This window comes from Tabrizicola sp. T74 (genome assembly GCF_057219935.1).
This window is the reverse complement of sequence record NZ_JBXVVT010000001.1, coordinates 419,920-444,420: the sequence shown is the minus strand read 5'-3', so window position 1 is coordinate 444,420 and position 24,501 is coordinate 419,920. Positions and strand designations below refer to the sequence as shown.

Annotated in this window: 24 protein-coding genes and 1 pseudogene; 17 read left to right on the top strand and 8 right to left on the bottom strand. The window is 66.0% G+C overall.

Going from position 1 to position 24,501, the window contains the following annotated elements:
• Positions 1 to 113 precede the first annotated feature (113 nt).
• From AC2EAL_RS02320 to AC2EAL_RS02310, 3 genes are all read right to left on the bottom strand, one after another.
• Positions 114 to 1,235, bottom strand: coding sequence for a DNA methyltransferase (locus tag AC2EAL_RS02320; protein ID WP_484722553.1), 1,122 nt, complete (start codon positions 1,233 to 1,235; stop codon positions 114 to 116).
• 89 nt (positions 1,236 to 1,324) lie between these two features.
• Positions 1,325 to 1,957: a ribonuclease HII gene (locus tag AC2EAL_RS02315; protein ID WP_484722552.1), complete on the bottom strand. Its 633-nt coding sequence runs from the start codon at positions 1,955 to 1,957 to the stop codon at positions 1,325 to 1,327.
• A gap of 141 nt (positions 1,958 to 2,098) precedes the next feature.
• On the bottom strand, positions 2,099 to 2,587 hold the full coding sequence (locus AC2EAL_RS02310) for a hypothetical protein (RefSeq protein WP_484722551.1): 489 nt from the start codon (positions 2,585 to 2,587) through the stop codon (positions 2,099 to 2,101).
• Between the two features lie 248 nt (positions 2,588 to 2,835).
• Between AC2EAL_RS02310 and AC2EAL_RS02305 the strand changes: the two genes are divergently transcribed.
• The 11 genes and pseudogenes from AC2EAL_RS02305 to AC2EAL_RS02255 all read left to right on the top strand — a co-directional run bounded on the left by AC2EAL_RS02305 (position 2,836) and on the right by AC2EAL_RS02255 (position 13,117).
• Positions 2,836 to 3,120 carry a hypothetical protein gene (locus AC2EAL_RS02305; RefSeq protein ID WP_484722550.1) on the top strand — a complete coding sequence of 95 codons (285 nt, stop codon included), beginning with the start codon at positions 2,836 to 2,838 and terminating at the stop codon, positions 3,118 to 3,120.
• Positions 3,092 to 3,796 (top strand): winged helix-turn-helix domain-containing protein, encoded by a 705-nt coding sequence (locus AC2EAL_RS02300; RefSeq protein WP_484722549.1) that lies wholly within the window; start codon positions 3,092 to 3,094, stop codon positions 3,794 to 3,796. The genes AC2EAL_RS02305 and AC2EAL_RS02300 overlap by 29 nt, the downstream gene beginning before the upstream one ends.
• 430 nt (positions 3,797 to 4,226) lie before the next feature.
• Positions 4,227 to 5,477 carry an ABC transporter substrate-binding protein gene (locus AC2EAL_RS02295; protein WP_484722548.1) on the top strand — a complete coding sequence of 417 codons (1,251 nt, stop codon included), beginning with the start codon at positions 4,227 to 4,229 and terminating at the stop codon, positions 5,475 to 5,477.
• Between the two features lie 51 nt (positions 5,478 to 5,528).
• On the top strand, positions 5,529 to 6,398 hold the full coding sequence (locus tag AC2EAL_RS02290; RefSeq protein ID WP_484722547.1) for a carbohydrate ABC transporter permease: 870 nt from the start codon (positions 5,529 to 5,531) through the stop codon (positions 6,396 to 6,398).
• Positions 6,395 to 7,264 (top strand): carbohydrate ABC transporter permease, encoded by an 870-nt coding sequence (locus AC2EAL_RS02285; RefSeq protein WP_484722546.1) that lies wholly within the window; start codon positions 6,395 to 6,397, stop codon positions 7,262 to 7,264. Before AC2EAL_RS02290 ends, AC2EAL_RS02285 begins: the two co-directional genes overlap by 4 nt.
• Entirely contained in the window at positions 7,261 to 8,271 is a 1,011-nt protein-coding gene (locus AC2EAL_RS02280; protein WP_484722545.1) for a LacI family DNA-binding transcriptional regulator, read from the top strand. The genes AC2EAL_RS02285 and AC2EAL_RS02280 overlap by 4 nt, the downstream gene beginning before the upstream one ends.
• Positions 8,272 to 8,283: 12 nt before the next feature.
• Positions 8,284 to 10,170, top strand: a complete 1,887-nt coding sequence (locus AC2EAL_RS02275; RefSeq protein ID WP_484722544.1) for a glycoside hydrolase family 127 protein — start codon at positions 8,284 to 8,286, stop codon at positions 10,168 to 10,170.
• Positions 10,171 to 10,257: 87 nt separating this feature from the next.
• A pseudogene (locus AC2EAL_RS02270) lies at positions 10,258 to 10,602 on the top strand (ABC transporter ATP-binding protein); the annotation flags it as partial.
• 90 nt (positions 10,603 to 10,692) lie between these two features.
• Positions 10,693 to 11,175 carry an ABC transporter ATP-binding protein gene (locus tag AC2EAL_RS02265; RefSeq protein WP_484723385.1) on the top strand — a complete coding sequence of 161 codons (483 nt, stop codon included), beginning with the start codon at positions 10,693 to 10,695 and terminating at the stop codon, positions 11,173 to 11,175.
• Between the two features lie 136 nt (positions 11,176 to 11,311).
• A complete protein-coding gene (locus tag AC2EAL_RS02260) occupies positions 11,312 to 12,187 on the top strand; it encodes a PfkB family carbohydrate kinase (RefSeq protein ID WP_484722543.1) in 876 nt (291 codons plus the stop codon).
• Between the two features lie 87 nt (positions 12,188 to 12,274).
• Positions 12,275 to 13,117, top strand: coding sequence for an amidohydrolase family protein (locus AC2EAL_RS02255; protein ID WP_484722542.1), 843 nt, complete (start codon positions 12,275 to 12,277; stop codon positions 13,115 to 13,117).
• 2 nt (positions 13,118 to 13,119) lie between these two features.
• On the opposite strand, the gene AC2EAL_RS02250 is transcribed toward AC2EAL_RS02255, so the two are convergent.
• The gene (locus AC2EAL_RS02250; protein ID WP_484722541.1) at positions 13,120 to 14,631 is read right to left on the bottom strand and encodes a UxaA family hydrolase; all 1,512 of its coding nucleotides are present in this window, start codon (positions 14,629 to 14,631) and stop codon (positions 13,120 to 13,122) included.
• A 62-nt stretch (positions 14,632 to 14,693) separates the two neighbouring features.
• Between AC2EAL_RS02250 and AC2EAL_RS02245 the strand changes: the two genes are divergently transcribed.
• Together AC2EAL_RS02245 and AC2EAL_RS02240 are read left to right on the top strand one after the other, a co-directional pair.
• The gene (locus AC2EAL_RS02245; protein WP_484722540.1) at positions 14,694 to 15,431 is read left to right on the top strand and encodes a GntR family transcriptional regulator; all 738 of its coding nucleotides are present in this window, start codon (positions 14,694 to 14,696) and stop codon (positions 15,429 to 15,431) included.
• Complete coding sequence (locus AC2EAL_RS02240; protein WP_484722539.1) at positions 15,428 to 16,390, top strand: sugar phosphate isomerase/epimerase family protein; 963 nt, start codon at positions 15,428 to 15,430, stop codon at positions 16,388 to 16,390. Before AC2EAL_RS02245 ends, AC2EAL_RS02240 begins: the two co-directional genes overlap by 4 nt.
• An 84-nt stretch (positions 16,391 to 16,474) precedes the next feature.
• Here the strand turns inward: AC2EAL_RS02240 and AC2EAL_RS02235 are convergent, their stop codons facing one another.
• Positions 16,475 to 17,497 carry an aldo/keto reductase gene (locus tag AC2EAL_RS02235; RefSeq protein ID WP_484722538.1) on the bottom strand — a complete coding sequence of 341 codons (1,023 nt, stop codon included), beginning with the start codon at positions 17,495 to 17,497 and terminating at the stop codon, positions 16,475 to 16,477.
• Between the two features lie 92 nt (positions 17,498 to 17,589).
• Here AC2EAL_RS02235 and AC2EAL_RS02230 point away from each other — a divergent pair, with 92 nt between their 5' ends.
• Genes AC2EAL_RS02230 through AC2EAL_RS02215 form a run of 4 tightly spaced genes read left to right on the top strand, consistent with a single transcriptional unit; the run spans position 17,590 to position 21,707 of the window.
• Positions 17,590 to 18,402 carry a BtpA/SgcQ family protein gene (locus AC2EAL_RS02230; RefSeq protein WP_484722537.1) on the top strand — a complete coding sequence of 271 codons (813 nt, stop codon included), beginning with the start codon at positions 17,590 to 17,592 and terminating at the stop codon, positions 18,400 to 18,402.
• Between the two features lie 10 nt (positions 18,403 to 18,412).
• Positions 18,413 to 19,501, top strand: a complete 1,089-nt coding sequence (locus tag AC2EAL_RS02225) for a M42 family metallopeptidase (RefSeq protein ID WP_484722536.1) — start codon at positions 18,413 to 18,415, stop codon at positions 19,499 to 19,501.
• On the top strand, positions 19,498 to 20,973 hold the full coding sequence (locus tag AC2EAL_RS02220; RefSeq protein ID WP_484722535.1) for an FGGY-family carbohydrate kinase: 1,476 nt from the start codon (positions 19,498 to 19,500) through the stop codon (positions 20,971 to 20,973). Before AC2EAL_RS02225 ends, AC2EAL_RS02220 begins: the two co-directional genes overlap by 4 nt.
• Positions 20,970 to 21,707, top strand: a complete 738-nt coding sequence (locus AC2EAL_RS02215; protein WP_484722534.1) for a creatininase family protein — start codon at positions 20,970 to 20,972, stop codon at positions 21,705 to 21,707. The genes AC2EAL_RS02220 and AC2EAL_RS02215 overlap by 4 nt, the downstream gene beginning before the upstream one ends.
• Before the next feature lie 79 nt (positions 21,708 to 21,786).
• Here AC2EAL_RS02215 and AC2EAL_RS02210 read toward each other — a convergent pair whose 3' ends face one another.
• The 3 genes from AC2EAL_RS02210 to AC2EAL_RS02200 all read right to left on the bottom strand — a co-directional run bounded on the left by AC2EAL_RS02210 (position 21,787) and on the right by AC2EAL_RS02200 (position 24,408).
• Complete coding sequence (locus AC2EAL_RS02210; protein ID WP_484722533.1) at positions 21,787 to 22,242, bottom strand: RbsD/FucU family protein; 456 nt, start codon at positions 22,240 to 22,242, stop codon at positions 21,787 to 21,789.
• Positions 22,243 to 22,329: 87 nt separating this feature from the next.
• Positions 22,330 to 23,295 carry a carbohydrate ABC transporter permease gene (locus AC2EAL_RS02205; protein ID WP_484722532.1) on the bottom strand — a complete coding sequence of 322 codons (966 nt, stop codon included), beginning with the start codon at positions 23,293 to 23,295 and terminating at the stop codon, positions 22,330 to 22,332.
• A gap of 9 nt (positions 23,296 to 23,304) precedes the next feature.
• Entirely contained in the window at positions 23,305 to 24,408 is a 1,104-nt protein-coding gene (locus tag AC2EAL_RS02200; protein WP_484722531.1) for a carbohydrate ABC transporter permease, read from the bottom strand.
• Positions 24,409 to 24,501 lie beyond the last annotated feature (93 nt).

Genomic DNA, 24,501 nt, shown 5'->3' with positions numbered 1-24,501 from the left:
AATAGACCATCAGACTTTGTCCACCGTGGACACATGAAAAAACCCCGCCAGGACATCCCGGCGGGGTAAAGGTGTCCCCCAGGCGGTCCGGGGGACAGGCGTGTTCCAGAATTTCAGTGTTGGCGCGACCCGTCGGCCTCCATCTCGGCCCGGATCTGCTGCCGCAAGATGTCGATGGGGACCATCTTCCCGTCCCGTTTGAAGTGCCAGTAGGTCCACCCGTTGCAGCTGGGCGCCCCCTCCAGCGCGGCGCCGACCTGGTGGATCGACCCCTTCACGTCGTTGCCAATCAGGGTCCCGTCAGCCCGAACCTTGGCCTTGAAGCGGTTGCCCAGCGAAAACAGCTCCTCCCCCGGCCGCAGCATCCCGCGTTCGACGACCTGCCCGAACGGCACCCGGGGCTCGGCTCGCTTGGACCCCGAGACCTCCAGCGCCGAGGCATCGAACCGCCGCACCCGCTCGATCCGCTCGGCGGCCGCTTTCCGATACGCGGCCTCGCGCTCGATCCCGATGAAGTCACGGCCCAGCATCTTGGCGACGGCACCCGTGGTCCCCGTCCCGAAGAACGGGTCCAGCACCACATCGCCCGGGTTCGTCGTCGCCACGATCACCCGGTGCAGCAGCGCCTCCGGCTTCTGGGTCGGATGGGCCTTGTCGCCGTTTTCGTCCTTCAGCCTTTCATGCCCCGTACACAGCGGGATCACCCAGTCCGACCGCATCTGCACGCCGTCGTTCAGCGCCTTCAGCGCCTCGTAGTTGAAGGTATACTTCGCCGCCTCGTCCCGCGACGCCCAGATCAGCGTCTCGTGGGCGTTGGTCAGCCGCTTGCCCTTGAAGTTCGGCATCGGGTTCGACTTCCGCCACACCACATCATTCAGCAGCCAGAAGCCCTGGTTCTGCAGCTCGGCCCCCAGCCGGAACACGTTGTGGTAGGAGCCGATCACCCAGATCGCCCCGTTCGGCTTCAACAGCCGCTTCGCCGCCGCCAGCCAGTCCTTCGTGAAGGCGTCATAGACTGCAAAGCTGGAGAATTGGTCCCAGTGGTCATCCACCGCATCGACCTTGGAATTGTCGGGCCGGTGCAGGTCCCCGCGAAGCTGAAGGTTGTAGGGCGGGTCGGCGAAGATCAGATCGACGGACCCTGCTGGAAGCGAGTTCATCACCTCCACGCAGTCGCCCTGAAGGATCTGGTTCAGCGGAAGGCCCCCCTCCGCCGCGGTATTCCTGGTCGCCATTCTCTGCCTCTGCCCCCGGCATCTGGATCGTGCCGTTGTTGTCCTGAATCATGAGTCAGAGGTGATTCGCCGTCAAATTCTTTTTTGAATCAAGAGCTTACAGAATTCGCTTGATACAATATGTTGTGGACGGGTTTGAAGGAACGTCTATGCCAAGGGGTCACGCCTAGGATTTGCAGCGCCTCAAGATGTGCCTTTGTCGGGTAACCGGCGTTGGCTTCCCAGCCGTAGCCGGGGTGCTGTTGCGCCAAATCCACCATGATCCGGTCGCGTGTGACCTTGGCCACGATCGACGCCGCCGCGATGGACAGGCATCGCGCGTCGCCCTTGACGATTGCCGTCGCTGTGCAGCCAAGGCCGCGCGGGATCAGGTTGCCGTCGATCAGCGCGTGGTCCGCCTGCAGGCCCGCAACGGCCCGTTCCATCGCAAGGTGACTGGCCCGCAGGATGTTCAGGCTATCGATCTCCTCGACCGAGGCATGGGCGACCGACACTTCGGCCATCTGCATGATCTCGTCGAACAAGGCCTCGCGCCGGGATGCCGTCAGCATCTTGGAATCGCGCAGACCCGCCGGAATTCGGTCTGGGTCCAGGCGCACGGCGCAGGCCGTGACCGGCCCCGCCAAGGGACCGCGGCCCACTTCGTCGACGCCGACCACCCGCAAGGCGCCGCGACCGATGGCCGCCAGTTCGGATGAGAAATCGGGGACGATGCCTGCCATGCGTCCCGGACTACCCCGGAACCCGCGCCGGAAAAAGGGGGTGGGAGCTGCTCACCCTCCCACCCCCTCAGAGGAAGCGGGTCAGGGCGAGCCCGCTTCGGTAAGGGCCACCTCGGCGACCCCTGCTCCTGGATGCGGGCCTCAGCGGCCCGTCACCCGGAAACCCGCATCGCGCAAGCATTGCGCGGAATAGACCCGGTCGCGTTCACCGAAGATCGTGGCGCTGTTCGCGCAGCCACGCGGCAGGCGATATTCAAAGCCTTCCTCGCGCAGGCAGCTTTCGGGATAGAGGCTGATCGAACGCTCGGCCCCGTCGATGGAAATGGCGCAGACCGAGGGCACGCGCTTGGACTTCACCGGTTCGGGTTCAGGCAGCGGCACCGGAACCGGTGCGGGCTTGTCCCTGTCGGTCAGCTCATGCGCTATGGCGCCCACCACGATGGCCGCGATCAGCGCCTTTGCCAGATCATCCTTCTTGTCGGCTTTGGCCGGGATCGCCGTTGCCAGCACCACAGCCAGGGCCGCCGCGCCCCCGGTCAGCATTGCCGCAAACCGGCGACCGGACAGGGTGGTTTCTGAAAGTCCCAGGGACCGGATGCGGTGCGATCGGCTTCTGAAATCGACGGTCATGCTTGCCTCCTGATGCAGGTTCTTGGTCGTTAGGGGCCGCTGCACAGCGTGTTTCGGTCCCGATGGCCAAACCTCGTCCCCGGTGCCCGCCGTAAGCAATATCGCCCGGCCGCTAGGCCATAGCGGTGGGGGAAAACCGACTTGCTATCCGATAACAATGCGCCAAATTCGGGAGTGATATTGAATAGCAACGCGCCCACGCGCATTGTCCGGCGGCAATCGAGCAGCCTCCTTAACGGAGCAGGAAAATGAAAAGACTGATCACCTCTGCCATCCTTGCGCTGGCCCTTGCCGGACCCGCCGCGGCAGAGTGTTTTGCCGACTACAAGGCCAAGCGTGACGAACCGTTGCAACTGCACTACGGTGTCGCGCAGGTTTCGGACGCGAATTGCAGCCCCGGCGCGGCCGAGGGCGAATTGGCGCCGAGACTGGCGGGCGATGGCTGGACGTTGTTGAACGTCCTGTCCACATTCGGGCCCGAGGGTCTTGAAGAAAGGAAAGCGAGTGCCGGAGAATACTTCCTCCGTTACTGACAGTCTCAAGGCCGGCAACCGCGTTGTTGCCCTGGGTATCGCCGCCATCGTCCTGATCCTCTTGGCTGCGGCGCTGTTCCTGTTCCTGAACCTGCCGGACGCCAACGCCTTCAACGCGCGGGTCGAACGGCTGTTCGTCGAGAACGACGACCTGAACACTCTGGCCGAGATCAAGCTTCTGGAGATCCTCGCGCAGTCGGGGACCTCGTTTTCCGAGGTGCTGACCAGCTATCGCAGCGTGATTTTCGTGCTGCTTCTCTTCTCCACCGCGCTCCTGGTGTCGTCCCTGGTCTTCCTGGTGATGATCATCGCGCTGAACCGCCGCATTTCCGCGATCCAGCGGTCAGGAATCCAGGTGGCCAGCCTGATGATTTCCCGTGAGGCGAGGGCGGTCTACATCAACGATCTGGAATTCCAGCTGACCGAGGCCGCGTTGGAGACCCTGTCCGTCCTGGCCGAGGCGCGGATGGATGACGAGGTCCTGACCGGCGCCCAGATCGAGGCGGTGATCTCGGGCCGGAACGAGGCCGACTGCGACGAGGCAGCGGGGGCGACCCGGGTCAAGCGGCTGCGCGATGCCCTGGGCAACCAGCTGGTCAGCGAGCTTCTGGTCAAGACCATCGCGCGGCGCGGCTATGTGCTGGCGGTGGGCAAAGACACGATCCGGATGATCTGAAACTGGTGACGATCCGAGATTTTCTGGCGCAAGCGCCGGTCCGGTCGCAGACCTGCGACCTGTAGACCTCTGGCGGTTGGTTGCGGATCAATCCCGGTCCTCGCATCGTCACTGACGTGAAGACCGACCCGGTCAAGGCACTGACCCGGATCGCGCGCGGCTATCCCAATCTGCGGCCCGGCGTCACCGGCCTCAGGATCAGGGGTGTTTCGTGGCGCTGTACCTAGGTGCTGCCAAAGATATTGATCCACGGGCGGCACTGTGGTTCACTTACCTAGGAAAAGCTTTTCCGACTCACCCCAGAGTGACTTTCCGCGGTCGGGCCAAGAGCTCCAACCGACAAGGCGCTATGCGGAAAAGCTTTTCCAACCCCTGGGGGAGGAGCCCCGCCAATCACCGTGCCGGAACGGCACACGAGGGAGGATGCACGATGACCAGACTCAGACCCCGGATTCCGGGAACGTTGACGGCTTGCCTCATTGCCACGCTGACCGCATTGCCCGTCTACGCCGAAGACCTGACCATGTGGGTCCGCGAAAGCGCCGCCGACCCCGGCAAGCTGATGGTGGACCTGTGGAACTCCACCAGTGAGAACAAGATCACCCTGACTGCCATCCCGGACAACCAGATGGTGACCAAGCTTGCCACCTCGGCCCAGTCGGGGGACTCGCCCGACCTGGTTTCGTTTGACCTGATCTACATGCCGGATTTCATGAAGGCGGGCCTTCTGACCGACCTGACCGACCAGCTGAACGCCGATCCGAACTATGCGACGCACGTCCAAGCCTACAAGGACATCGCCACCTACGAGGACAAGATCTACGGCGTCGGCTTCACGCCGGACGTCTCGGTGCTGGCCTGGAACAAGGACCTCTACAAGGCTGCCGGTCTTGACCCCGAGAAAGGCCCGACCACGGTGGCCGAAATCGTCGACCACGCCCGCAAGATCCGCGCGCTGGGGGGCGACACCTACGGCTTCTGGTTCTCCGGCTCCTGCCCCGGCTGCAACATCTTCGTCACCTCGCCGATGATGGTCGCCGCTGGGTCCAAGATGCTGCCCCGCAACGGCGAGGACGAGGCCTTGACCGGCGACGGGGTGAAGATGGTGCTCGAGGCCTATAAGACCATGTGGGACGAGGGCCTGATCCCCGAGAACGCCGAGGTCGACACCGGGGCAAACTTCGTCTCGGCCTTCGCCTCGGGCAAGATCGGCATCGCGGGCACGGGTGGCTTCCTCATCAGCCTGATGAAGCGCGAGAACCCCGATTTCAACTACGGCCTCACCCTCCTGCCCGGCGCCGAACCGGGCCAGGTCTCGGCCTTCGTCGGCGGTGACGTCGTTGCGATCCCGGCGAACGGCAAGAACGAGGCCGCCGCGCGGGAATTCGTGACCTGGGTCCTGTCGGACGAGGCGCAGCTGCAGGGTCTTGCCAAGAACTCGATCCTCACCACGCGGACCGACCTTGCCGACAACGAATTCACCAAGGGCAACGACAAGGTGCTGACCACCGCCCAGGCTCTGTCGGTGGGCTATGTTCCTTGGGTCTTCCACTTCGCCGACATGGTGAACTCGGACAGCTCGCCCTGGATCATCATGGTGCAGACCGCGATCTTCGATGGCGACATCGACGGCGCCATTGAGACCGCGCGGGCCGAGATGCTGGCCATCGCCGCGAAGTGACCCCTCCGGGGGCCGGTTCCGACTGGCCCCCTTCATTCCGGGAACGCTGAAATGTCCACCCGCAGGAATGCCCTCGTCGGCCTGGCCTGGCTGGCCCCGACACTTGCCTTCGTCGGCTTCTTCGTCCTCTGGCCGATGGTGCATCTGGTCTGGCTCTCGTTCACCTCGACCTCGCTGCTGGGCGGGGGGGAGTGGGTCGGCCTCGACAACTACCGCACTGCCTTTGGCGACCCGAAGTTCTGGGCGGCGTTCAAGTTCACCCTCCTTTATACCGCCGTCATCACGCCGATCCTGATGGGCCTTGGCTTCGCGCTGGCGCTGCTCGTCTCGCCCAACACGCCGCTGCGCCGCCTGACCCGGACCGTGGTCTTCCTGCCCGTGGTCATCGGCCTCGCTTCCTCCTCGCTCCTCTGGTTTTGGCTCTTCGACCAGCAGGTCGGCCTCTTCAACCAGTTGCTCGTCGACCTGGGCGCCATCGACGAACCCGTAGTCTGGTTCCGCAAAGCCGAAACCGGCCTCGCCGCCGTCATCATTTCCGTCACCTGGAAGGTGGTGGGCTTCGGGATGATCCTCATCATGGCCGGCATCCAGTCGATCAGCACCGACCTGTTCGAAGCCGCCCGGATCGACGGCGCCTCCCCCGCGCTGCAGGTCCGCCGGATCATCCTGCCCCTGGCCGCCCGGTCGCTGGTCATGGCCACGGTGATCTCGATCATCGGCTCCATGCTGGCCTTCGACCAGTTCTACCTGATGACTGGCGGGGGGCCGCGGGGGAAGACCTTCACCTCGGTCTACTGGATCTACCAGTCGGGCTTTGTCCGCTTTGACCTCGGCTATTCAGCCGCCCTGTCGGTGATCCTGATGGTCGTCATCATGGCGATGACGGTCATCCAGCTCCGCCTGCAACGGGGGCGGAAATGACCGTTGCGACCCTCGACCTGCCGCCGAAACCCCTTGCCCGCCGGGCCAAGGGCTGGCTCGTGGCTGCGATCTGCCTGATCGTCATCACGCTGATGCTAATGCCGCTGGTGATGTCCGTCCTTGCCTCCTTCCGCCCGCTGGCCGAGACCTCAGCCGTGCCGCCCTCATACCTGCCCTCGGCCCTCAGCCTGGAGAACTACCAGAAGGTCGCCAGCTACCAGCAGGGCGTCTGGACCTATGTCCGCAATTCCACTGTCGTCGCCGGGATGACGATCCTGCTTTGCCTCGCCCTCTCGGTCCCCGCAGGCTTCGCGCTGGCCCGCTTTCCGGTCCCGGGCAAAGAGATCTGGTTCGTCCTGATCCTCGCCTCGATGATGGTGCCCTACCAGGCGCTCTTGGTGCCCCTGTACCTGATGTTCGCCAAGCTTGGTCTGACCGCCAACCACTTCGGCCTGGCGATCCTGCACACGATCCTGCAGCTGCCGTTCTCAGTCTACCTGATGCGCAACAGCTTCGAGGCGATCCCGAAGGAGCTTGAGGAAGCCGCCCGCGTCGACGGGGCCTCGACCGCCTTCCAGCTCCGCCGCGTGTTCATCCCGCTCGCGCTGCCGGGAATGGTCACCGTGGCGCTGTTCGCCTTCATCACCAGCTGGAACGAATTCATCGGCGCCTTGATCCTGATGAACACCGAAAGCGCCTTTACCGTCCCGATCATGCTGACCGGAGTTGTCTCGGGCGATTTCGGCTCGGTCGACTGGGGCGCGCTGCAGGCCTCGGTGGTGGTGTCGATGCTGCCCTGCCTCCTCGTCTATCTCGCGCTGCAGAAGTATTACGTCTCCGGACTATTGGCGGGGGCCGTAAAATGACTGCAGACGACAAGCCGCGCGGCAGCGCCACGATCCACGATGTCGCCAAGGCGGCGGGGGTTTCCATCGGCACCGTGTCGAAGGCGCTGAACGGCACGGGGTCCCTGTCCGAAGAAACCCGGAAACGGGTGATGGAGACGGTCCGCGCGCTGCACTTCCGCCCGAACATGCTGGCGCGCAGCCTGCATACCGGGCTGTCGGGGTCGGTCGGCCTGATATCGAACGACAGCTTCGGCCGCTTCACCATGCCGATCATGGAGGGGCTGGAGGGCGTGCTATCGCAGTCCGGCATCGGCGTCTTCATGGTCAACGCGACCGATGACGCCGAACGGGAACGCGCGCACCTGGACCAGCTTCTCGCCAAGCAGATCGACGGTCTGATCGTCACTGCCCGCCGCGCCGACCGCCGCCCCTCGGTGGACCTGCGCGGCCTGGGCCTGCCGGTGATCTACGTCTTCAGCCAGGGCGATGCCCCCGGCGCGCTGACGCTTCTCCCCGACGACCAGGGCGGCGCGCGGCTGGCGACCGACCACCTGATCCAGCGCGGACGCCGCCGCATCGCCCACGTGACCGGCCCCCAGGACTTCGAGGCCGTCCGCCTGCGTGCCGCTGGTTGGCGCGAGGGGCTTGCCGCCGCAGGCCTGCAGCCCGGCCCCCTGATGCACGGCTCATGGAGCGAGGCCTGGGGCCGCGCCGCCGTGGCGCAACTGCTGAACGGCCCCGCGCGCCCCGACGCCATCGTCTGCGGCAACGACCTGATCGCCCGGGGCGCGGCCGATGCCCTGCGTGAGGCGAGGGTGAACTGTCCGCAGGACATCGCCCTCACCGGCTTCGACAACTGGACCGTGATGGCCGAGGCCTGCCGCCCCGCGCTCACCTCGGTCGACATGAACCTGATCCAGCTTGGCGCCCATGCCGGGCAGAAGATGACGGAAATGATCAAGGGCGCAGAGGCCCAAGGGACCCTGCGCCTGCCCTGCACGCTGGTCGTGCGCGACAGTACCTGAAGGAGGGACCCCATGCGCCGCTATTCATCCATCCCCTTTGCCGATGTGAAGATCACCGGCGCTTTCTGGTCCGAACGGCTGGAAACCGTGCTGACCACCACGATCCCCAGCCAGCACGCCCAGCTGAAGAAGTACAACGTGCTGGAAAGCCTCAAACTTCCCAAGCCCGTCCCGCCCCTGACCTTCAAGCCCCACGCCGACGGGTTCAGCACTCAGATCTTCTGGGACAGCGACGTCGGCAAGTGGATCGAGGCCGCCTCCTACGCCCTCTCCCACCGCCGCGATCCGGTGATCGAGGCCCAGATCGACGCCATCGTCGCGGACCTGGAAAAGGCCCAGGAACCCGACGGCTACGTCAACTGCTGGTATCTGGAGCGGGAACCGCAGAACCGCTGGACGAACCTTCGTGACAACCACGAGCTCTATAACCTCGGCCACATCCTGGAAGGCGCGGTCGCCTACATGCGCGCGACCGGCAAGGACCGGTTGATGCAGGTGATGGAACGCGCCTTCGACCATGTCGCCACCGTCTTCGGACGCGGCCCAGGGCAAAAGCGCGGCTATTGCGGGCATCCGGAGGTGGAGCTTGCGCTCATCAAGGCCTGGCACGCGACGGGCAAGCGCAAGTACCTGGACCTTGCCACCTATTTCGTCGAGGAGCGCGGCCAGCAGCCGCACTACTTCGACCAGGAACGCGACGCGCGGGGGGAACCGCCCGGCAAGTACGGCCAGGGCACCTACGAGTACAGTCAGTCCCACCTGCCCGTCCGCCAGCAGACCAAGGTCGTGGGCCACGCCGTCCGCGCGATGTATCTCTATACCGCGATGGCCGACCTTGCCGCCGAGCATGGCGATGCCGAGCTGAAACAGGTCTGCGAGACGCTGTGGCAGGACGTGACCTCCACCCGGATGTATGTCACAGGCGGCTTCGGCCCCTCGGCCCGGAACGAGGGCTTCACCCAGGACTACGACCTGCCGAACGACACCGCCTATGCCGAAACCTGTGCCTCCTGCGCGATGATCTTCTGGGCGGCGCGGATGCTGAACCTGGACCTCGACGGCCAGTATGCCGACCTCTTGGAGCTTGCGCTTTACAACAACGCGCTGGCCGGCCTGTCGCGGCAGGGGGACACCTATTTCTACGACAACAAGCTCGACAGCGACGGCAGCCACAAGCGCTGGGACTGGCACCCCTGCCCCTGCTGCACGATGAACGTGGCGCGTCTCGTCGCTTCCGTTGGCGGCTATGTCTATGGCCTCGGCGACAACGAGATTGCGGTTCATCTTTACGGCGGGTCCGAGACCGAGGTGACACTCGGCGGCGGCAAGGTCCGCGTCGCCGAAACCTCCTGCTACCCCTGGACCGGGGCGGTCCGCGTGCAGGTCACCCCCGACGCTCCCCGCGACTTGACCCTGTCGCTCCGCATCCCGGCCTGGTGCACGGCCCCCAAGGTCCGCGTCGCCGGAACCGACGTCCCGGTGAAAACCGACCGCGGCTACCTGCGCCTCAACCGCACCTGGAAACCCGGCGACGTGGTCGAGCTTGACCTCCCCATGCCCGGCGAACGCCTCTGGCCGCACCCCGAGATCAAGGCCGACGTGGGCCGCGTCGCCCTGCGCCGGGGGCCGCTCGTCTACTGCTTCGAAGCGCAGGATCAGAAGTCCCCCCTCCACCGCCTTCGCCTGCCGCGGGGGAATGCGGTAACCGATGAATTCCGTGGCGACCTCCTCGGCGGGATCAGCGTCCTTCGCGCCGAAGGGTCGGCCATCACCGATCAGGACCCGGCGCTTTACCGCACCCACCCGCCCGCCGAAGGCCCCTCGCCCCTGATGGCCGTCCCCTATTACATCTGGTGCAACCGGGGCCCGAACCCGATGCAGGTCTGGATGCGGGAGTAAGCGATGCCCGACGCGCAACTGCGCCTGACCTCCCTGCGCAAAAGCTTCGGCGCCTTCGAGGCGATCAAGGGCGTCGACCTGACCGTCCGGAAGGGTGAGTTCTGCGCCCTCCTCGGCCCCTCGGGCTGCGGCAAGTCCACACTCCTCCGCCTGATCGCGGGGCTGGAGGAACCCTCCAGCGGCCGGATCGAGATCGCAGGCCGCGACGTCACGATGCTGGAACCCTCGGACCGGCAGATCGCGATGGTCTTCCAGTCCTACGCGCTTTACCCGCACATGACGGTGGCCGAGAACATCGCCTTCTCGCTGGAAGCCGCCGGGGTCGCCAAGGCAACGAGGCTTGCCCGCGCGGCCGAAGTGGCCAAGCAGTTGCAACTCGACAGCCTGATGACCCGCCGCCCCGCCGAGCTTTCCGGCGGCCAGCGCCAGCGCGTCGCCATCGGCCGGGCGCTCGTCCGCAACCCGCAGGTGTTCCTGTTCGACGAGCCCCTGTCCAACCTCGACGCCCTTCTTCGCGTGCAGATGCGGATCGAGCTGTCGAACCTCCACCGCGACCTCGGTGCCACGATGATCTACGTCACCCACGACCAGGTCGAGGCGATGACGATGGCCGACAAGATCGTGGTGATGAACGCAGGCGAGGTGCAGCAGATCGGCGGGCCGATGGACCTGTACGAAAACCCCGCGAACCGCTTCGTGGCCGGGTTCATCGGCAATCCGGCGATCAACTTCCTGCCCGGCGCCGCGGTGGGCCTGACCGTTGCCGAAATCGGCCTGCGTCCGGAACACCTGCGGCTGGTGCCGGCACCTGGGGCACCCCTGTCGGGCAGCGTCCGCCTGGTCGAGAGGCTGGGCAACCAGACGCTCGTCCATGTGGCGACCACAGCCGGCATCCTCTGCGTGCAGGGCGCAGGCCGCCTTTCCGCGACGATCGGCGACAGCGTCGGCCTTGCGTTCGACGCCGATCAGGCCTTGCGGTTCGATGGCGAGGGGCGGCGCCAGTAGGAAGTTGTGTCACAGGGCCTTGGCGCGGTCATGGGCTTTGGTACAAGGGTGCAGCGGTCCGGCATGGCCGTCTGGCGCAGGCGGGCTGCACCCCGGCCAGATTTGAATCGAACCCTGTAAGCAAGGAGACCTGGCCGTGCCAGACCTGCCCGTCGTGCTTGTCGTCGGATCGCTGCACCATGACATCATGGTCGAAACCGACCACCTGCCGCGCGTGGATGAAACCGCCGTCGGGCGGCGCTGGTATCCCAAGTTCGGCGGCAAGGGCGGCAATCAGGCGGTGGCCGCCGCTGCCGCCGGTGCCGCCGCGCGCATGTTCGGTGCGGTGGGGAAGGACGGCTTCGGCGCCTTCCTTCTGGACGCGCTGGACAAAGGCAGGGTCGACCGCCGCTTTGTCCGGGAACTGGATGGCGTCGGCTCCGGGATGAGCGTGGCGATCCAGGACAGCGCCGGGGACTACGCCGCGACCATCGTCTCGGGCGCCAACCTGATGCTGCAGGCCGCTGACCTGCAGGATGCGGCCCTGTGGTCGGATGTGCGCGCCCTGGTGCTGCAGAACGAAGTCGCCGAGGACATAAATGTTGCGGCGGCCCGGGCAGCCGCGGCGCGAGGCATTCCCGTCGTCCTGAATGCCGCCCCGGCGCGGGCGCTGTCTGCAGACCTGCGCGCGCTCGTCGATGTGCTGGTCGTCAACGCGGTCGAGGCCGAGATGTTTGGCGCGGCCCCGGTGACCGACCTTGCCTCGGCGCAGGCGGCAGCGCGCGGGCTTGCGGCGCAATACCGGGCTGTCGTCGTCACTGCGGGTGCCAGTGGGTTGGCCCTTTGCGCAGCAGGGTCAGAGGCCGAGACCATCCCCGCTCGGAAGGTGCAGGTCACAAGCACCCATGGTGCGGGCGACTGTTTTACCGGAACGCTGGCGGCAAAGCTGGCGCTTGGTCAGGCGCTGGTCGACGCCTGTCGCGCCGCCTCGGACGCCGCCGCGCGCCATGTGTCCAAGGCCGCCGTGGCCTAAGGCCCCATCCGCGCCCAACACGAGGCTGTTCCCATGGCGCAGCGCCGGTGTAGCATCCCGCTGGATGTTCCCAACTGTGAGGCCCGGATGCCCCGCTTTCCGATCATCGACAGCCACCTGCATCTCTGGGACCCCCAACTCATCCATTATCCCTGGCTTTTCGACCCGCTGGACCGGCCCTTCCTGCCCGCAGACTTCCAGGCGGCAAGTGCAGGCGTGGACATCGAGGCGCTGGTCTTCCTGGAATGCGACGCCGCCATCGACCAGGCCTTCGCCGAGGCCGCGCAGGTCTTGTTATGGGCGCAGGAAGAGCCACGGATCGCCGCGATGGTCTGCAATGCCGCGCTGGAGAAGGGCGATGCCGCCCGCGCCGATCTGGAGCGTCTTGCGGGGACGGAAAAGGTCCGCGGCGTCCGGCGCATCTACCAGGACCAGCCCGACCCGGCCTGGTGCCTGCGGCCGGATTTCGTGACCGGCGTCCGGGCGCTGGCCGACTATGGCCTGTCGTTCGACCTGTGCCTGAAACATCCGCAGCTGCAGGCGACCATCGGCCTTGTGGATGCCTGTCCGAACGTGCCGATAGTCTTGGACCACATCGCCAAGCCCGGGATCGTCAAAGGGCTTATGCAGCCCTGGGCCGACCAGATGCGCGACCTTGCCCGGCGTGAGCATGTGGTCTGCAAGCTGTCCGGCGTCGCAACCGAAGCCGCCGCCGACTGGACGCCCGCAACGCTCCGCCCCTACATGGAGGTCGCGTTGGAGGCCTTCGGGCCATCCCGCATCATGTTCGGCGGCGATTGGCCGGTCTCGACCCTTGCGATCACCTACCCCGGCTGGGTCGCGCTGGTGGACGAGGTCATCGCCGACCTCAGCGAGACCGAGCAGCGGCAAATCTACTGCGACACGGCCCGGGCCTTCTACCGCCTCTAGCCCTACATGACCGCGCCAATCTGCCAGGGCACGAACTCGGCCCCGCCAAAGCCCAGCTCCTCGGACAGGGTCCGCTGACCCGAGGCGACGGCGATGATCTTCTCCAGGATTTCCTCGCCCTTCGCCTCGATGCTGGTGCCATCGATGATGTCGCCGCAGTTGATGTCCATGTCCTCGGCCATCCGGGCATACATCTCGTTGTTGGTCGCAAGCTTGATGCAAGGCGAGGGCTTGTAGCCCGACACCGACCCGCGCCCCGTGGTGAAGACGATCATCGTCGCGCCCGAGGCGATCTGGCCGGTGACGCTGCAAGGGTCATAGCCGGGGCTGTCCATATAGACGAAACCGGGTGCGGTAATCGGTTCGGCGAACTTGTAGACGCCCGACAGCGGCGCGGTGCCCCCCTTGGCCACGGCCCCCAGTGACTTCTCCAGGATCGTCGTGAGGCCGCCCCGCTTGTTGCCGGGCGAGGGGTTGTTGTCCATCTCGCCGCCATTGATCGCAGTGTAGTTCTCCCACCACTTGATCCGGTCGATCAGCTTTTCGCCGACCTCCTGCGCCACGGCGCGGCGGGTCAGCAGATGCTCGGCCCCATAGATTTCCGGCGTCTCGGACAGGATCGTCGTGCCCCCCATCCGCACCAGAAGGTCGCTCGCATGGCCTAAAGCCGGGTTCGCCGTGATCCCCGAATAGCCGTCCGACCCGCCGCATTGCAGGCCGATGATCAGCTTCGACACCGGCGCAGGCTTTCGTGCGACCTTCGACGCCACTTCCGCCATCTCGCGCAGCACCTCCAGCCCCTTGGCAATGGTCGCCCGCGTGCCGCCTGTCCCCTGGATCGTCATGTAGCGGAAGTTCCCGTCCGGCCGCAGCCGCCCCTGGCCCACCAGGTCCGGCACCTGCATCACCTCGCAGCCCAGACCCACCAGCAGGATGCCGCCAAAGTTCGCGTTCCGCGCATAGCCCTTCAGCGTGCGCATCAGCGTGTCGTAGCCCTCGTTCACCCCCGACATGCCGCAGCCGGTGTTGTGGACGATGGGGACGAAGCCGTCGATGTTCGGCATTGCGGACAGGACCGGGTCCTTCTCGGCCGCCTCGGCGATGAACCGCGCCACCGACCCCGAACAGTTGACCGAGGTCAGGATCCCCAGATAGTTCCGCGTCCCCACCTGCCCGTCGGCGCGGTGATAGCCCATGAACTCGCGCGCAGGCAGCGGCGAAAGGGGCGTCGCCCCCTGGCCGATGGCATAATCCGTGCTGTGCGGCCCCATGCCCAGGTTGTGGCTATGGATATGCGCGCCCGCCGGGATGTCCTCGGTCGCCTGGCCGATGGACTGACCATAGCGCAAGACGATCTCGCCCTTCGCAATCGCGCGCGCAGCGACCTTGTGCCCACGCGGCACCGGCCCCGGCAGGGGAACCGGCACACCTGGCACCGTTGCGCCCTGGGCAAGGTCCGCCAGCGCAATCACCAGGTTGTCGGTCGCGTGCAGTCGGATCGTCGCATCGGCCATCGCATCCCCCTTGGGCGCCCGCTTTTCGTTGACAGGGGCTTGCCTGAGTCTAACATGTTAGCATGCTACAGGCACCCCGGACCGAACCACAAGACCCGAACACGGCGGCTTCGCTGACGCCGCTCGACCGGCTGCAGGGCTCACTTGGACAGCGCGTCTACCAAAGCCTGAAGGAGGCGATCCTGACGCTCGCCTTCCGTCCCGGCGACATCATCCGCAAGCCCGAGATCTGCGACCGTCTCGGCGTGTCGCGCAGCCCCGTTGCCGATGCCGTCGCGCGGCTCGCCGCGGATGGCCTTGTCGACGTCATCCCCCAGGCCGGGACCTACGTCACCCGCCTGTCGATGACCGACATCCGCGAAGGCGCCTTCATCCGCGAGGCGATCGAGGTCGCCGCAGCCGAACTCGTGGCCCGTCAGATCACCGAGGACCAGCTGCGCGAGCTGCGCCGCAATGTCCGCCTGCAAGAGACTCTGGTGGCCGATGGCGACCAGCAGGGGTTCATGCAGCTCGATGGCCAACTGCATGAGATGATGCTGTCCTTCACCGGCTTTCCCCGCTTGCCGCAGGTCGCCCAGACCGCCTGGCTGTCGGTCCATCGCGCGCGGCAACTGATTTTGCCGGTCGAGGGGCGTCTTCTGACGACGCTGCAGGAACACCAGGCGATTCTTGCCGCCTTCGAGGCCCGCGACCCCCAGGCCGCCCGGCTTGCGGTCCAGCACCATCTGCGCCAACTTCTGACCTACCTCGCGCCGCTTGAGCGCGCCCACCCCGAGCTTTTCGCAGCCCCCACCCCATGATCCCGAACAAACCCCGCTATGCCACCCGCCTGAACGCGTTCAAGCAGAAGGGCGATACCGTGGCCCAGATGATTGCGGCGGCGGGCAGGGTAGGGGGCCTCGATGCCGCCGACCTGAACTTCCCCGACCATTTCGACCACCATTCCCCGGCCGAGCTGTCGCGCCTCCTCGCCGACAACGGCATGGCGCTGAACGGCCTCGCCATGCGCTACTACACCGATCCGGGGTTCCGGCTGGGGGCCTTCTCGCATCCCGATCCTGCGGTCCGCCGCACGGCCATCGACCTGACCAAACGCGGGATCGATGCCTTGTCTGCGATGGGCGGGCGGCTGATGACATTGTGGATGGGGCAGGACGGGTTCGACTATTCCTTCCAGGCCGATTACGCGCGGATGTGGGACGACAGCATTTCGGCCATCGCCGAGGTCGCCGACCACAACCCCGCCGTCGACATCGCCATCGAATACAAGCCCAACGAACCCCGCGCCCACGTCGTGATGCCCGACATGACGACGACGCTTCTCGCCCTGGCCGAGGTCGGCAGGCCCAACACGGGCGTTACGCTCGACTTCTGCCACATGCTCTTTGCCGGTGAGATGCCCGCCCGCGCTGCCATGCTGGCGGGCCGGACCAGCCGCATCCTCGGCGTCCACCTCAACGACGGCTACGGCAAGCGGGACGACGGGTTGATCGCGGGGTCCGTCCATCCGGTGCAGACGGTGGAGCTGTTCATGGCGCTCGACCGTCTTGCATATGACGGGGTGATCTACTTCGACACCTTCCCCGACCACGGCGGCACCGACCCGGTGGGCGAGGCGCGGGCAAACATCGCCGTCACTGACCGCCTGCGGGCCATTGCACGCGATCTTGCGTCAAACCCCGAACTGGCCGAGGCGCAGGCCCGCCAGGACGCCGCCGCCGCCACCCGGATCGTCCTGGCCGCGCTCTACGGCGCCTGAGACACCGCTCGTCGTCGCCTGTTCGGCGCTCCTCGCTGCGTCATCGCACCGACGAGAAGCCGAAGGCGCACGAGGAGGCGTCCATCAAACAGGCGCATCCGGTCGCAGAAGCCCCTCGGCCCGCAACGCCTCCCACAGCGCCTGCGGGATCTCGGCCTTTGCCGCCTGCAGGTTCGATGCCATCTCTCCCAGCCCCTGCCCACCGGGGATCACAGACACCACCGCCGGATGCTTCAGTGGAAACTGAAACGCCGCATCGACCAGCCGCACGCCAAAGCTCTCGCAGACCGCCTGCAACCGCGCGGCCTTCTGCATCACCCAATCTGGCGCGGGGGCGTAGTTCCAATGCGCCCCCGGTCGCGGCCCCGTCGCCAGGATGCCCGAGTTGTAGGGTCCCCCGATCACGATCCCGACGCCCCGCTCCACGCACAAGGGCATCAGCCGCTCCTGCGCCTCCTGCTCCAGCAGGGTATAACGCCCCGCCAACAAGAAGATGTCGATGTCGCACCGATCCAGCAGCCAGAGGCAGGGGTCGACCTCGTTGATGCCGCCGCCAAAGGCCCGGATCACCCCCTGGTCGCGCAAGTCCACCAGCGCGCAGTAAGCCCCCGCGACGAACTCATCCAGCCGCACCTGCATTGCGGCCTGGCTCCCATGGGTGAAGACGTCCAGGTCATGCGCATAGAGGATGTCGATCCGCTCCACCCCCAGCCGTTCCAGCGAAAACTCCAGGCTGCGCATCACGCCGTCATAGCTGTAGTCGAAGACCTCCCGCCGCGCAGGCACGTCGACCCATTTCCCGAACCCGTCGCGCTGGTCGGGCGGGACCGCCCGCAAAAGGCGGCCGATCTTCGACGACAGCACATAAGCATCACGCGGCTTGTCGCGCAGGAAGCGGTTCAGCCGGGTCTCCGACAGCCCCAGCCCATAGAGTGGCGCGGTGTCGTAGTAGCGCACCCCGCCCGCCCAGGCCGCCTCCAGCACCGCATGGGCCTCGTCGTCCGAGACAGCCTTGAACAGGTTGCCGATGGGTGCCGTGCCAAAGCCCAGTTCCGTGAAGGTCAGCCCGCCGTTCCCCAGCCGGTCCCAATGTCGTGTCGCCAGCATCCGCGCCCCTCCCTCGCTTGCTGACATGCTAGTATGATCCGGCTTCCCGTCCAACGCCTTTCGCGCTAGCGTGCCCGCGCAGGGGGGATCACATGTCACGCTTCAAGGCCGTTTTCGGCGACCGCAAACCCGTCATCGCAATGGTCCATCTCGGGGCCTCCCCGGGCGCGCCGCTCTATGACGCGGACCGGGGCGTCGAAGGCATCCTGGCCGGAGCCCGCTCCGACCTGAAGGCGCTGCAGGCCGCAGGCTTCGACGCCGTGATGTTCGGCAACGAAAACGACCGCCCCTACGAGCTGAAGGTCGATACCGCCAGCAGCGCCACGATGGCCTACATTATCGGTCGTCTCCGCGACGAGATCACCGTCCCCTTCGGCGTCAACGTCCTTTGGGACCCGATGTCCAGCTTCGCCGTCGCCGCCGCCACCGGGGCCGCCTTCGTCCGCGAGATCTTCACCGGCACCTATGCCAGCGACATGGGCGTCTGGGCACCCGACGCCGGCGCCGCTGTCCGCTATGCCCAGCGCCTCGGCGCTGGAGGCGTCGCCCGCCTCTACAACGTCTCGGCCGAGTTCGCCGACAGCCTCGACCGCCGCCCCTTGCCCGACCGCGCGCGGTCCGCTGTCTTCTCCTCGATCCCCGATGCGGTGCTGGTATCCGGCGCGATCACCGGTGAGGCCGCACGGATGGAGGACCTCGAAGGCGTGAAGCGCGTCCTGCCGACCACCCCGGTCCTCGCCAACACCGGCGTCAAGCACGCCACCGTGGCCGATGTCCTGGCTGTGGCCGACGGCTGCATCGTCGGCTCCGCGCTGAAAGTGGGCGGAGACACCTGGTCTCCCGTCGACCCCGACCGCGCCGCCGATTTCATGGCCCGCGCCCGCGCCGCCCGAGGTGGGAAATGAGAGGCGGCAAATGACGCTTCCCTCCGTCGCAGACCTGACCGTCGAGCTCATGCTGATCCCCGGCCTCGCCGGATACGAGACCCGCGTCGCTGCCGCCATCGCCGCGCATCTCGACACGCTCGGTCTGGCGCACCACTCCGACCGCCTCGGCAACCTGATCTGCACGATCCCCGGCGACCCCGCCCTTCCGCCTGTGATGGTCTTCACCCACATGGACCAGCTGGGCTTCATCGTCCGCAAGATCGAACCCACCGGCCTCATTCGCCTCGAACGCCTCGGCGGCGTTCCCGAACGCGCCTTGCCCGCGCAAGCCGTCCTCCTTTGCACCGACAGGGGAGACCTCCCCGCCCTTATCGCCAACAAGAGCCACCACGCGACCAGCCCGGAGGAGAAATACAAGGTCCTCCCCTACGCCGACCTCTACGTCGACGCGGGCTTCAGCTCCAAGGCCGAAGCCGAGGCCGCCGGCGTCCGCATCGGCACCGCCGTCACCTACCTCCCCCGCGCCCTCACCCTTGCTAACAACCGCATCGCCGGCACATCCGTCGACGACCGCGCGGGCTGCGCCGCCCTTCTGAAACTCGCCGAGGCCCGCAAAGGCAAACCCGGCCCCACCCTCCACCTCGTCTGGTCGGTGCAAGAGGAATACAACCTCCGCGGCGTACTGCCCGCCGCCACCGCCCTGCAACCGGCCATCGCGCTGCAGATCGACCTCCTCCTCGCCTGCGACACCCCCGACATGACCACCCGAGGCGACGTCACCCTCGGCGGCGGCCCCGGCATCAGCCTCTACTCCTTCCACGGACGTGGCACGCTGAATGGCGTGATCCCCCACCCCGCCCTTGTCCGCCTGTTCGAACAGGCTGCCGCCACCGCCAACCTCCCCCTCCAACGCTCCGCCCACACGGGCGCGCTGACCGACCTCAGCTACATCCAGTTCATGGGCCCCGAAGGCGTCGCCTGCCTCGATGTCGGCTTCCCCATGCGCTACTCACATTCCGCCCTCGAAGTGGTCGACCCTCAGGACCTTGAAGGCCTCGTCACCCTCCTCGACACCGCCCTCTCCGCCATCACTCCCGACCTCAAGCTCACAAGATGACGCATACCCTCGGCATCGACATCGGCACCTTCGAATCCAAGGGCGTCCTCGTCGACGCCCAAGGCCGCATCACCGCGCAGGCCTCGCGCCCGCACAAGATGATCGTCCCCCGCGCCGGATGGGCCGAACACCGGGCGGAGGAGGACTGGTGGGGCGATTTCGTCCACATCACCAAGGCGCTTCTCGCCCAGTCCGGCCTCGACCCGGCAGAGATCAAGGCCGTCGCCGCCAGCGCCATCGGCCCCTGCATGCTGCCGGTGGACAGCGCCGGAAAACCCCTGATGAACGGCGTCCTTTACGGCGTCGACACCCGCGCGACGGACCAGATCGCCAGCCTCAACGCCCGCATCGGCGAGGCCACGATCCACCAGCGCTGCGGCAACGCGCTGACCTCACAATCCGTTGGGCCAAAGATCCTCTGGCTGAAGGAAACCCAGCCCGACCTTTACGCGCGGACCGCCAAGGTCCTGACCTCCACCAGCTACCTGACCTGGAAGCTGACTGGCGAATACGTCATCGACCACTACACCGCCGCGAACTTCTCGCCGCTCTACGACGTCACGACCCAGGACTGGACCACGGACCTCGCCCCCGAGATCATCCCCCTCGACAAGCTCCCCCGCCTCATGTGGTCCACCGAGATCGCCGGCCACATCACCGCCGAGGCCGCCGCAGAGACGGGCCTCGCCCAAGGCACCCCCGTCACCTGCGGCACCATCGACGCGGCGGCCGAAGCGGTCAGCGTCGGCGTCCAGCACCCGGGCGAGATGATGCTGATGTACGGCTCGACCATCTTTATCATCCAGGTCACCGGCCAACCCGTCCGCGACCCGCGCCTCTGGTATGCGCCCTGGCTCTTCCCCGGCACCCATGCCTCGATGGCGGGCCTTGCGACCTCTGGCACCCTCACCCACTGGTTCCGCGACCAGCTGGCCCGCGACACCGACTTCGCGGCCTTGGTGGCCGAGGCGATGGACAGCCCCAAGGGCGCCAAGGGGCTCTTGTGCCTCCCCTATTTCTCAGGTGAGCGCACCCCGATTCACGACCCCCACGCACGCGGCAGCTTCTTCGGGCTGAATCTCACCCACACCCGCGCCGACATGTTCCGCGCGGTTTGCGAAGGCATCGCCGCAGGCACCGCGCATGTGCTGGAAACCTACGCCGAAGTCGGCGCCTCTCCCGCCCGTGTCCTTGCCGTGGGCGGCGGGACGAAGAACCAGCTCTGGCTGCAGGCGACCTCTGACTTCGGCCAAGTCCCGCAGCACGTCTGCGAAAAGACCATTGGCGCAAGCTATGGCGACGCTTTCCTCGCAGCCTGTGCCATCGGGGCGGCGAACCCGCAGGACATCCGGACCTGGAATCCCGAAGCCACGACCGTCCAGCCCGAACAGGTCCCCGCCTACGCCGCGCAATACCCCCTCTGGAAACGGCTCTACACCCAGACCAAAGACCTGATGCAGGCCCTGCCGTGACTGACTTTGCCCGCCTCCGCCCGCACCAGCTGCAAGAGGCGATCGCGGCGAATACCCCCATCGTCCTGCCCATCGGCGTCATGGAGTACCACGGCCAACACCTCCCCGCCGGGGTGGACCTGCTGGCGGTGACCGAAGTCCTCGACCGGCTGGGTGACGCGATTATCACCCTGCCGCCTTTCGCCTACGGAGCGGCGAGCCACGCCGTAGCGGGGCCAGAGGGGACCGGAACGCTCCACATCGATGCGGGTGCGATCCTGCCCCTGGCGGAGGGCCTCTTCACCGCGCTTCTCAAGGCAGGCTTCCGCAACATCCGGGGCGTGATCCACCACCAGACCGAAGGCTTCGACCAGGGCATGCCCACCGACCTCGCCTTCCGCCTGGCAGGTCGCAACGCGATCATGCGGCACCTCGAAGGCACGCGCGGCCCGGGCTGGTGGGGCGACCGGGGTATGCAGGACTACTACGCCCGACAGGCGGAAGGGGCAGACCCGTTCAACTGGATCCGCATCCACCCCCTCTTCCCCAAGGGCGCGGCCTTCCCCTTCGACCACGCCGGAAAGGGAGAGACGGCGCTGATGCAGGCCCTTGCGCCAAAGACGGTGGACATGGGCCGCGCTGGTGATGGGGACCACTGGTACACCGAAGACGCCGCGGAAGCCTCGGCGGAAATGGGAGAGCGCGGTGTCCAGATCGCCCTCACCCACCTGCGACAGGTGCTCGGCCTGACCTGAACCCCCGCTCGTCGGTGGACTTCGTCCCTCCTCGCTGACCTCCCGACGAGAAGCCGAAGGCGCACGAGGAGGCGTCCGATTACAACTCCGGCAGGTCAACCACACCCTTCTTCAGGATGAAGCAGCCATAGGGCCCGGAGTCCGAGGTGCGGATGATCGCGAAGGACCGCTTGGCGGCAGCATAGAAGTCAAACCGCTCTAGTGCCTGAATGGTCACCGGACGCCCTTCGGCCTGGTCGACGACGGCCTGCATCCGGGCGAAGATCGGTACCTGTCCCTCCGGGTTGCCCAAGACCTGCATGCGAGACACCGGCGCGGGGACGAACGTATCCAACGGCATCAGGCTCAGGATCGCCCGTGCGGCGGTAGGGATGTCGCAGCCTGCCATGTCGATCAGGCGGCCATAGGTCGTTTCCGCTGCGATGGTCGCCGCCGGGTGGTTCACGTCGCAGATCACCAAGTCGTCGCCATGGCCCATGAGCATCAGGACATGCACGATCTCGGCGCTAAGCCTCTGGTCGATCCCTTTCAGCATGCGGTTTCCATGTATGAAGAAATTCCTAACAAAAAAATCTCAAACCATTGATTCACAAGGGATTCCAAAGTTTGTCCACCGTGGAAACTACTTCACAGCCCCCGCCGCCATCCCCTTGATGATGAACCGCTCCAGCACGATCCCGATCACGATCAGGGGCAGGATCGCCGCGAAGGACAGCGCCGCCATCGACCACCAGTTGATGCCCTGAGACCCGGTCTGGCTCGCCACCATCACCGGCAGTGTGTTCGCATGGGTGGAGGTGAGGAGGGCCGCGAAGAAATACTCGTTCCAGGTCAGGACGAGGCTCAGGATGAACGCCGCGACCATCCCTGGCAGCGCGATGGGAACGATGATCGTCAGGAACGCCCCCCAGATCGACAACCCGTCCACCAGCGCCGCCTCTTCCAGTTCAGTCGGGATCGTCTCGAACTGGTCCTTCATGATCCAGATGACGATGGGCAGGACGGAAAGCGTGTACAGGAGAATCAGCCCGATCCGGGTGTCGAGGAGTGCGAGTTCCTTGTAGAGGACGAGGAACGGCAGGGCGAGCACCACCGGCGGCAGGATCAGCTGCGACAGGAAGAAGAACAGGATGTCGTCGTTCTTCATCCAGGCCCATTTGTAGCGGAACCGCGACAGCCCATAGGCTGCCATCGCACCCAAAACGACCGCCAGGGTCGAGGACACCAGCGCCACGATGGCCGAGTTCCCGAACCGCTTCAGAAACTCCGCCCGCACCGTGCTTTCCTGTTGCAGGGTTTGGGGCGACATGCCGATCGATTCCCAGCCCTTCCACTTCGGCGCGTAGAAGACCGACTTGGCCCAGTCCCCCTCGGGCGTCCAGGACTGCGGCCAGGGGACCATCTGGCCCTGCATCACGTTCGGTGCCATCTTGAAGCTGGTCGTGGCGGTCCAGTAGATCGGGAAGAGACAGATGACCGCCCAGAACGCCAGCACGCCGTAGATCGCCGTCCGGCTGGCCCACCATTTCATGCGGAAGCCGCGGTCGCTGTCGCTGTCGCGGAAGATCTGGACGGGGGCATCGGTCATCGTGGTCCCTTACGTCCGGGGCTTCGTCAGGCGGTTGGCGAACTTCATCAGCAGGGTCATCGCGATGACGATCAGCACCAGGTAGACCATCGCCAGCATCGTCCCGTAGCCGACATTCGACCTCTCCCGGTACTCGCGGAAGATGAAGCTGGTGACGGTATCCGTGGCACCTCCCGGCCCGCCGGAGGTGACGGTGATGACGATGTCGGCCAGCTTCAGCTTGAAGATGATGCGGATCAGGATCGCGGTGACGGAAACGGGCAGCATCAGGGGGAAGGTGATCTCCCAGAAGCTTTTCCAGCCCGTCGCGCCGTCGACCTTGCTGGCCTCCTGCAGCTCCTTGGGGATCGCCTGGAGGCCCGCAAGCAGCATGATCATCATGAAGGGAATGAAGGTCCAGGCATCCAACACCATGATGGTCAGCTTGGCCATCCAGGGGGATTCGAAGAAACTCGGGTTCTCGATCCCGAGGCTGCGGGCAAGACGGGCAAGCGGGCCGAAGCGGGGCTCCAGCATCGACTTGCCGATCATCCAGCTGACCGCGACGGGCGAGAGCATGAGCGGCATGAGGAACGCGACGCGCCAGAACTTCCGCGCGCGGATCTGGCCGGCCAGGATCAGGGCAAGGCCGAAGGCGATGGCGTATTCGACGAGGATCGCCAGGACATAGATGACCATGTTCAGTAGCGCGTTCCAGTAGAACGGATCACCCCACATCTGCACCAGGTTGTCGACCCCGTTGAACTGCCGACCGTCGAGGCTGGAGAGGTTCCAGCTGGAGAAGGCGATGATCAGCCCGAACAGCAATGGGAAGACAGTCAGCGAGACAACGAACAGCGCGGCAGGCAGGACGAACAGCGTGCGCTTGCCCTGTTCGCCCCGGACCAGCACCTGCGCCCAGCACAGCGCCGTGGCCCAGAGGCAGAAGGCGTAAAGCGTGGGCCGCCAGGTGGAAAAGCCCAGATCCAGCCAACCCATCACATGCGCCGTCTGCGCAAAGGCCATGGCCGCAAGCAGCGCAGCCGTGCCCCAGACCAGCATTCTGCCGAACCGGGCCCGGCTTGGCGGGATGTCGTCCGAGGTGACGACGTGCAGCTGATCGCTTCCACTCATAACTGACATGTTAGCCGTGCGCAGCAGGCGTTGGAAAGGGGGAATCGCTGCGGTCGGAAAGAAGAGAATCAGCCCCGGCAGACAGCGGTTGCG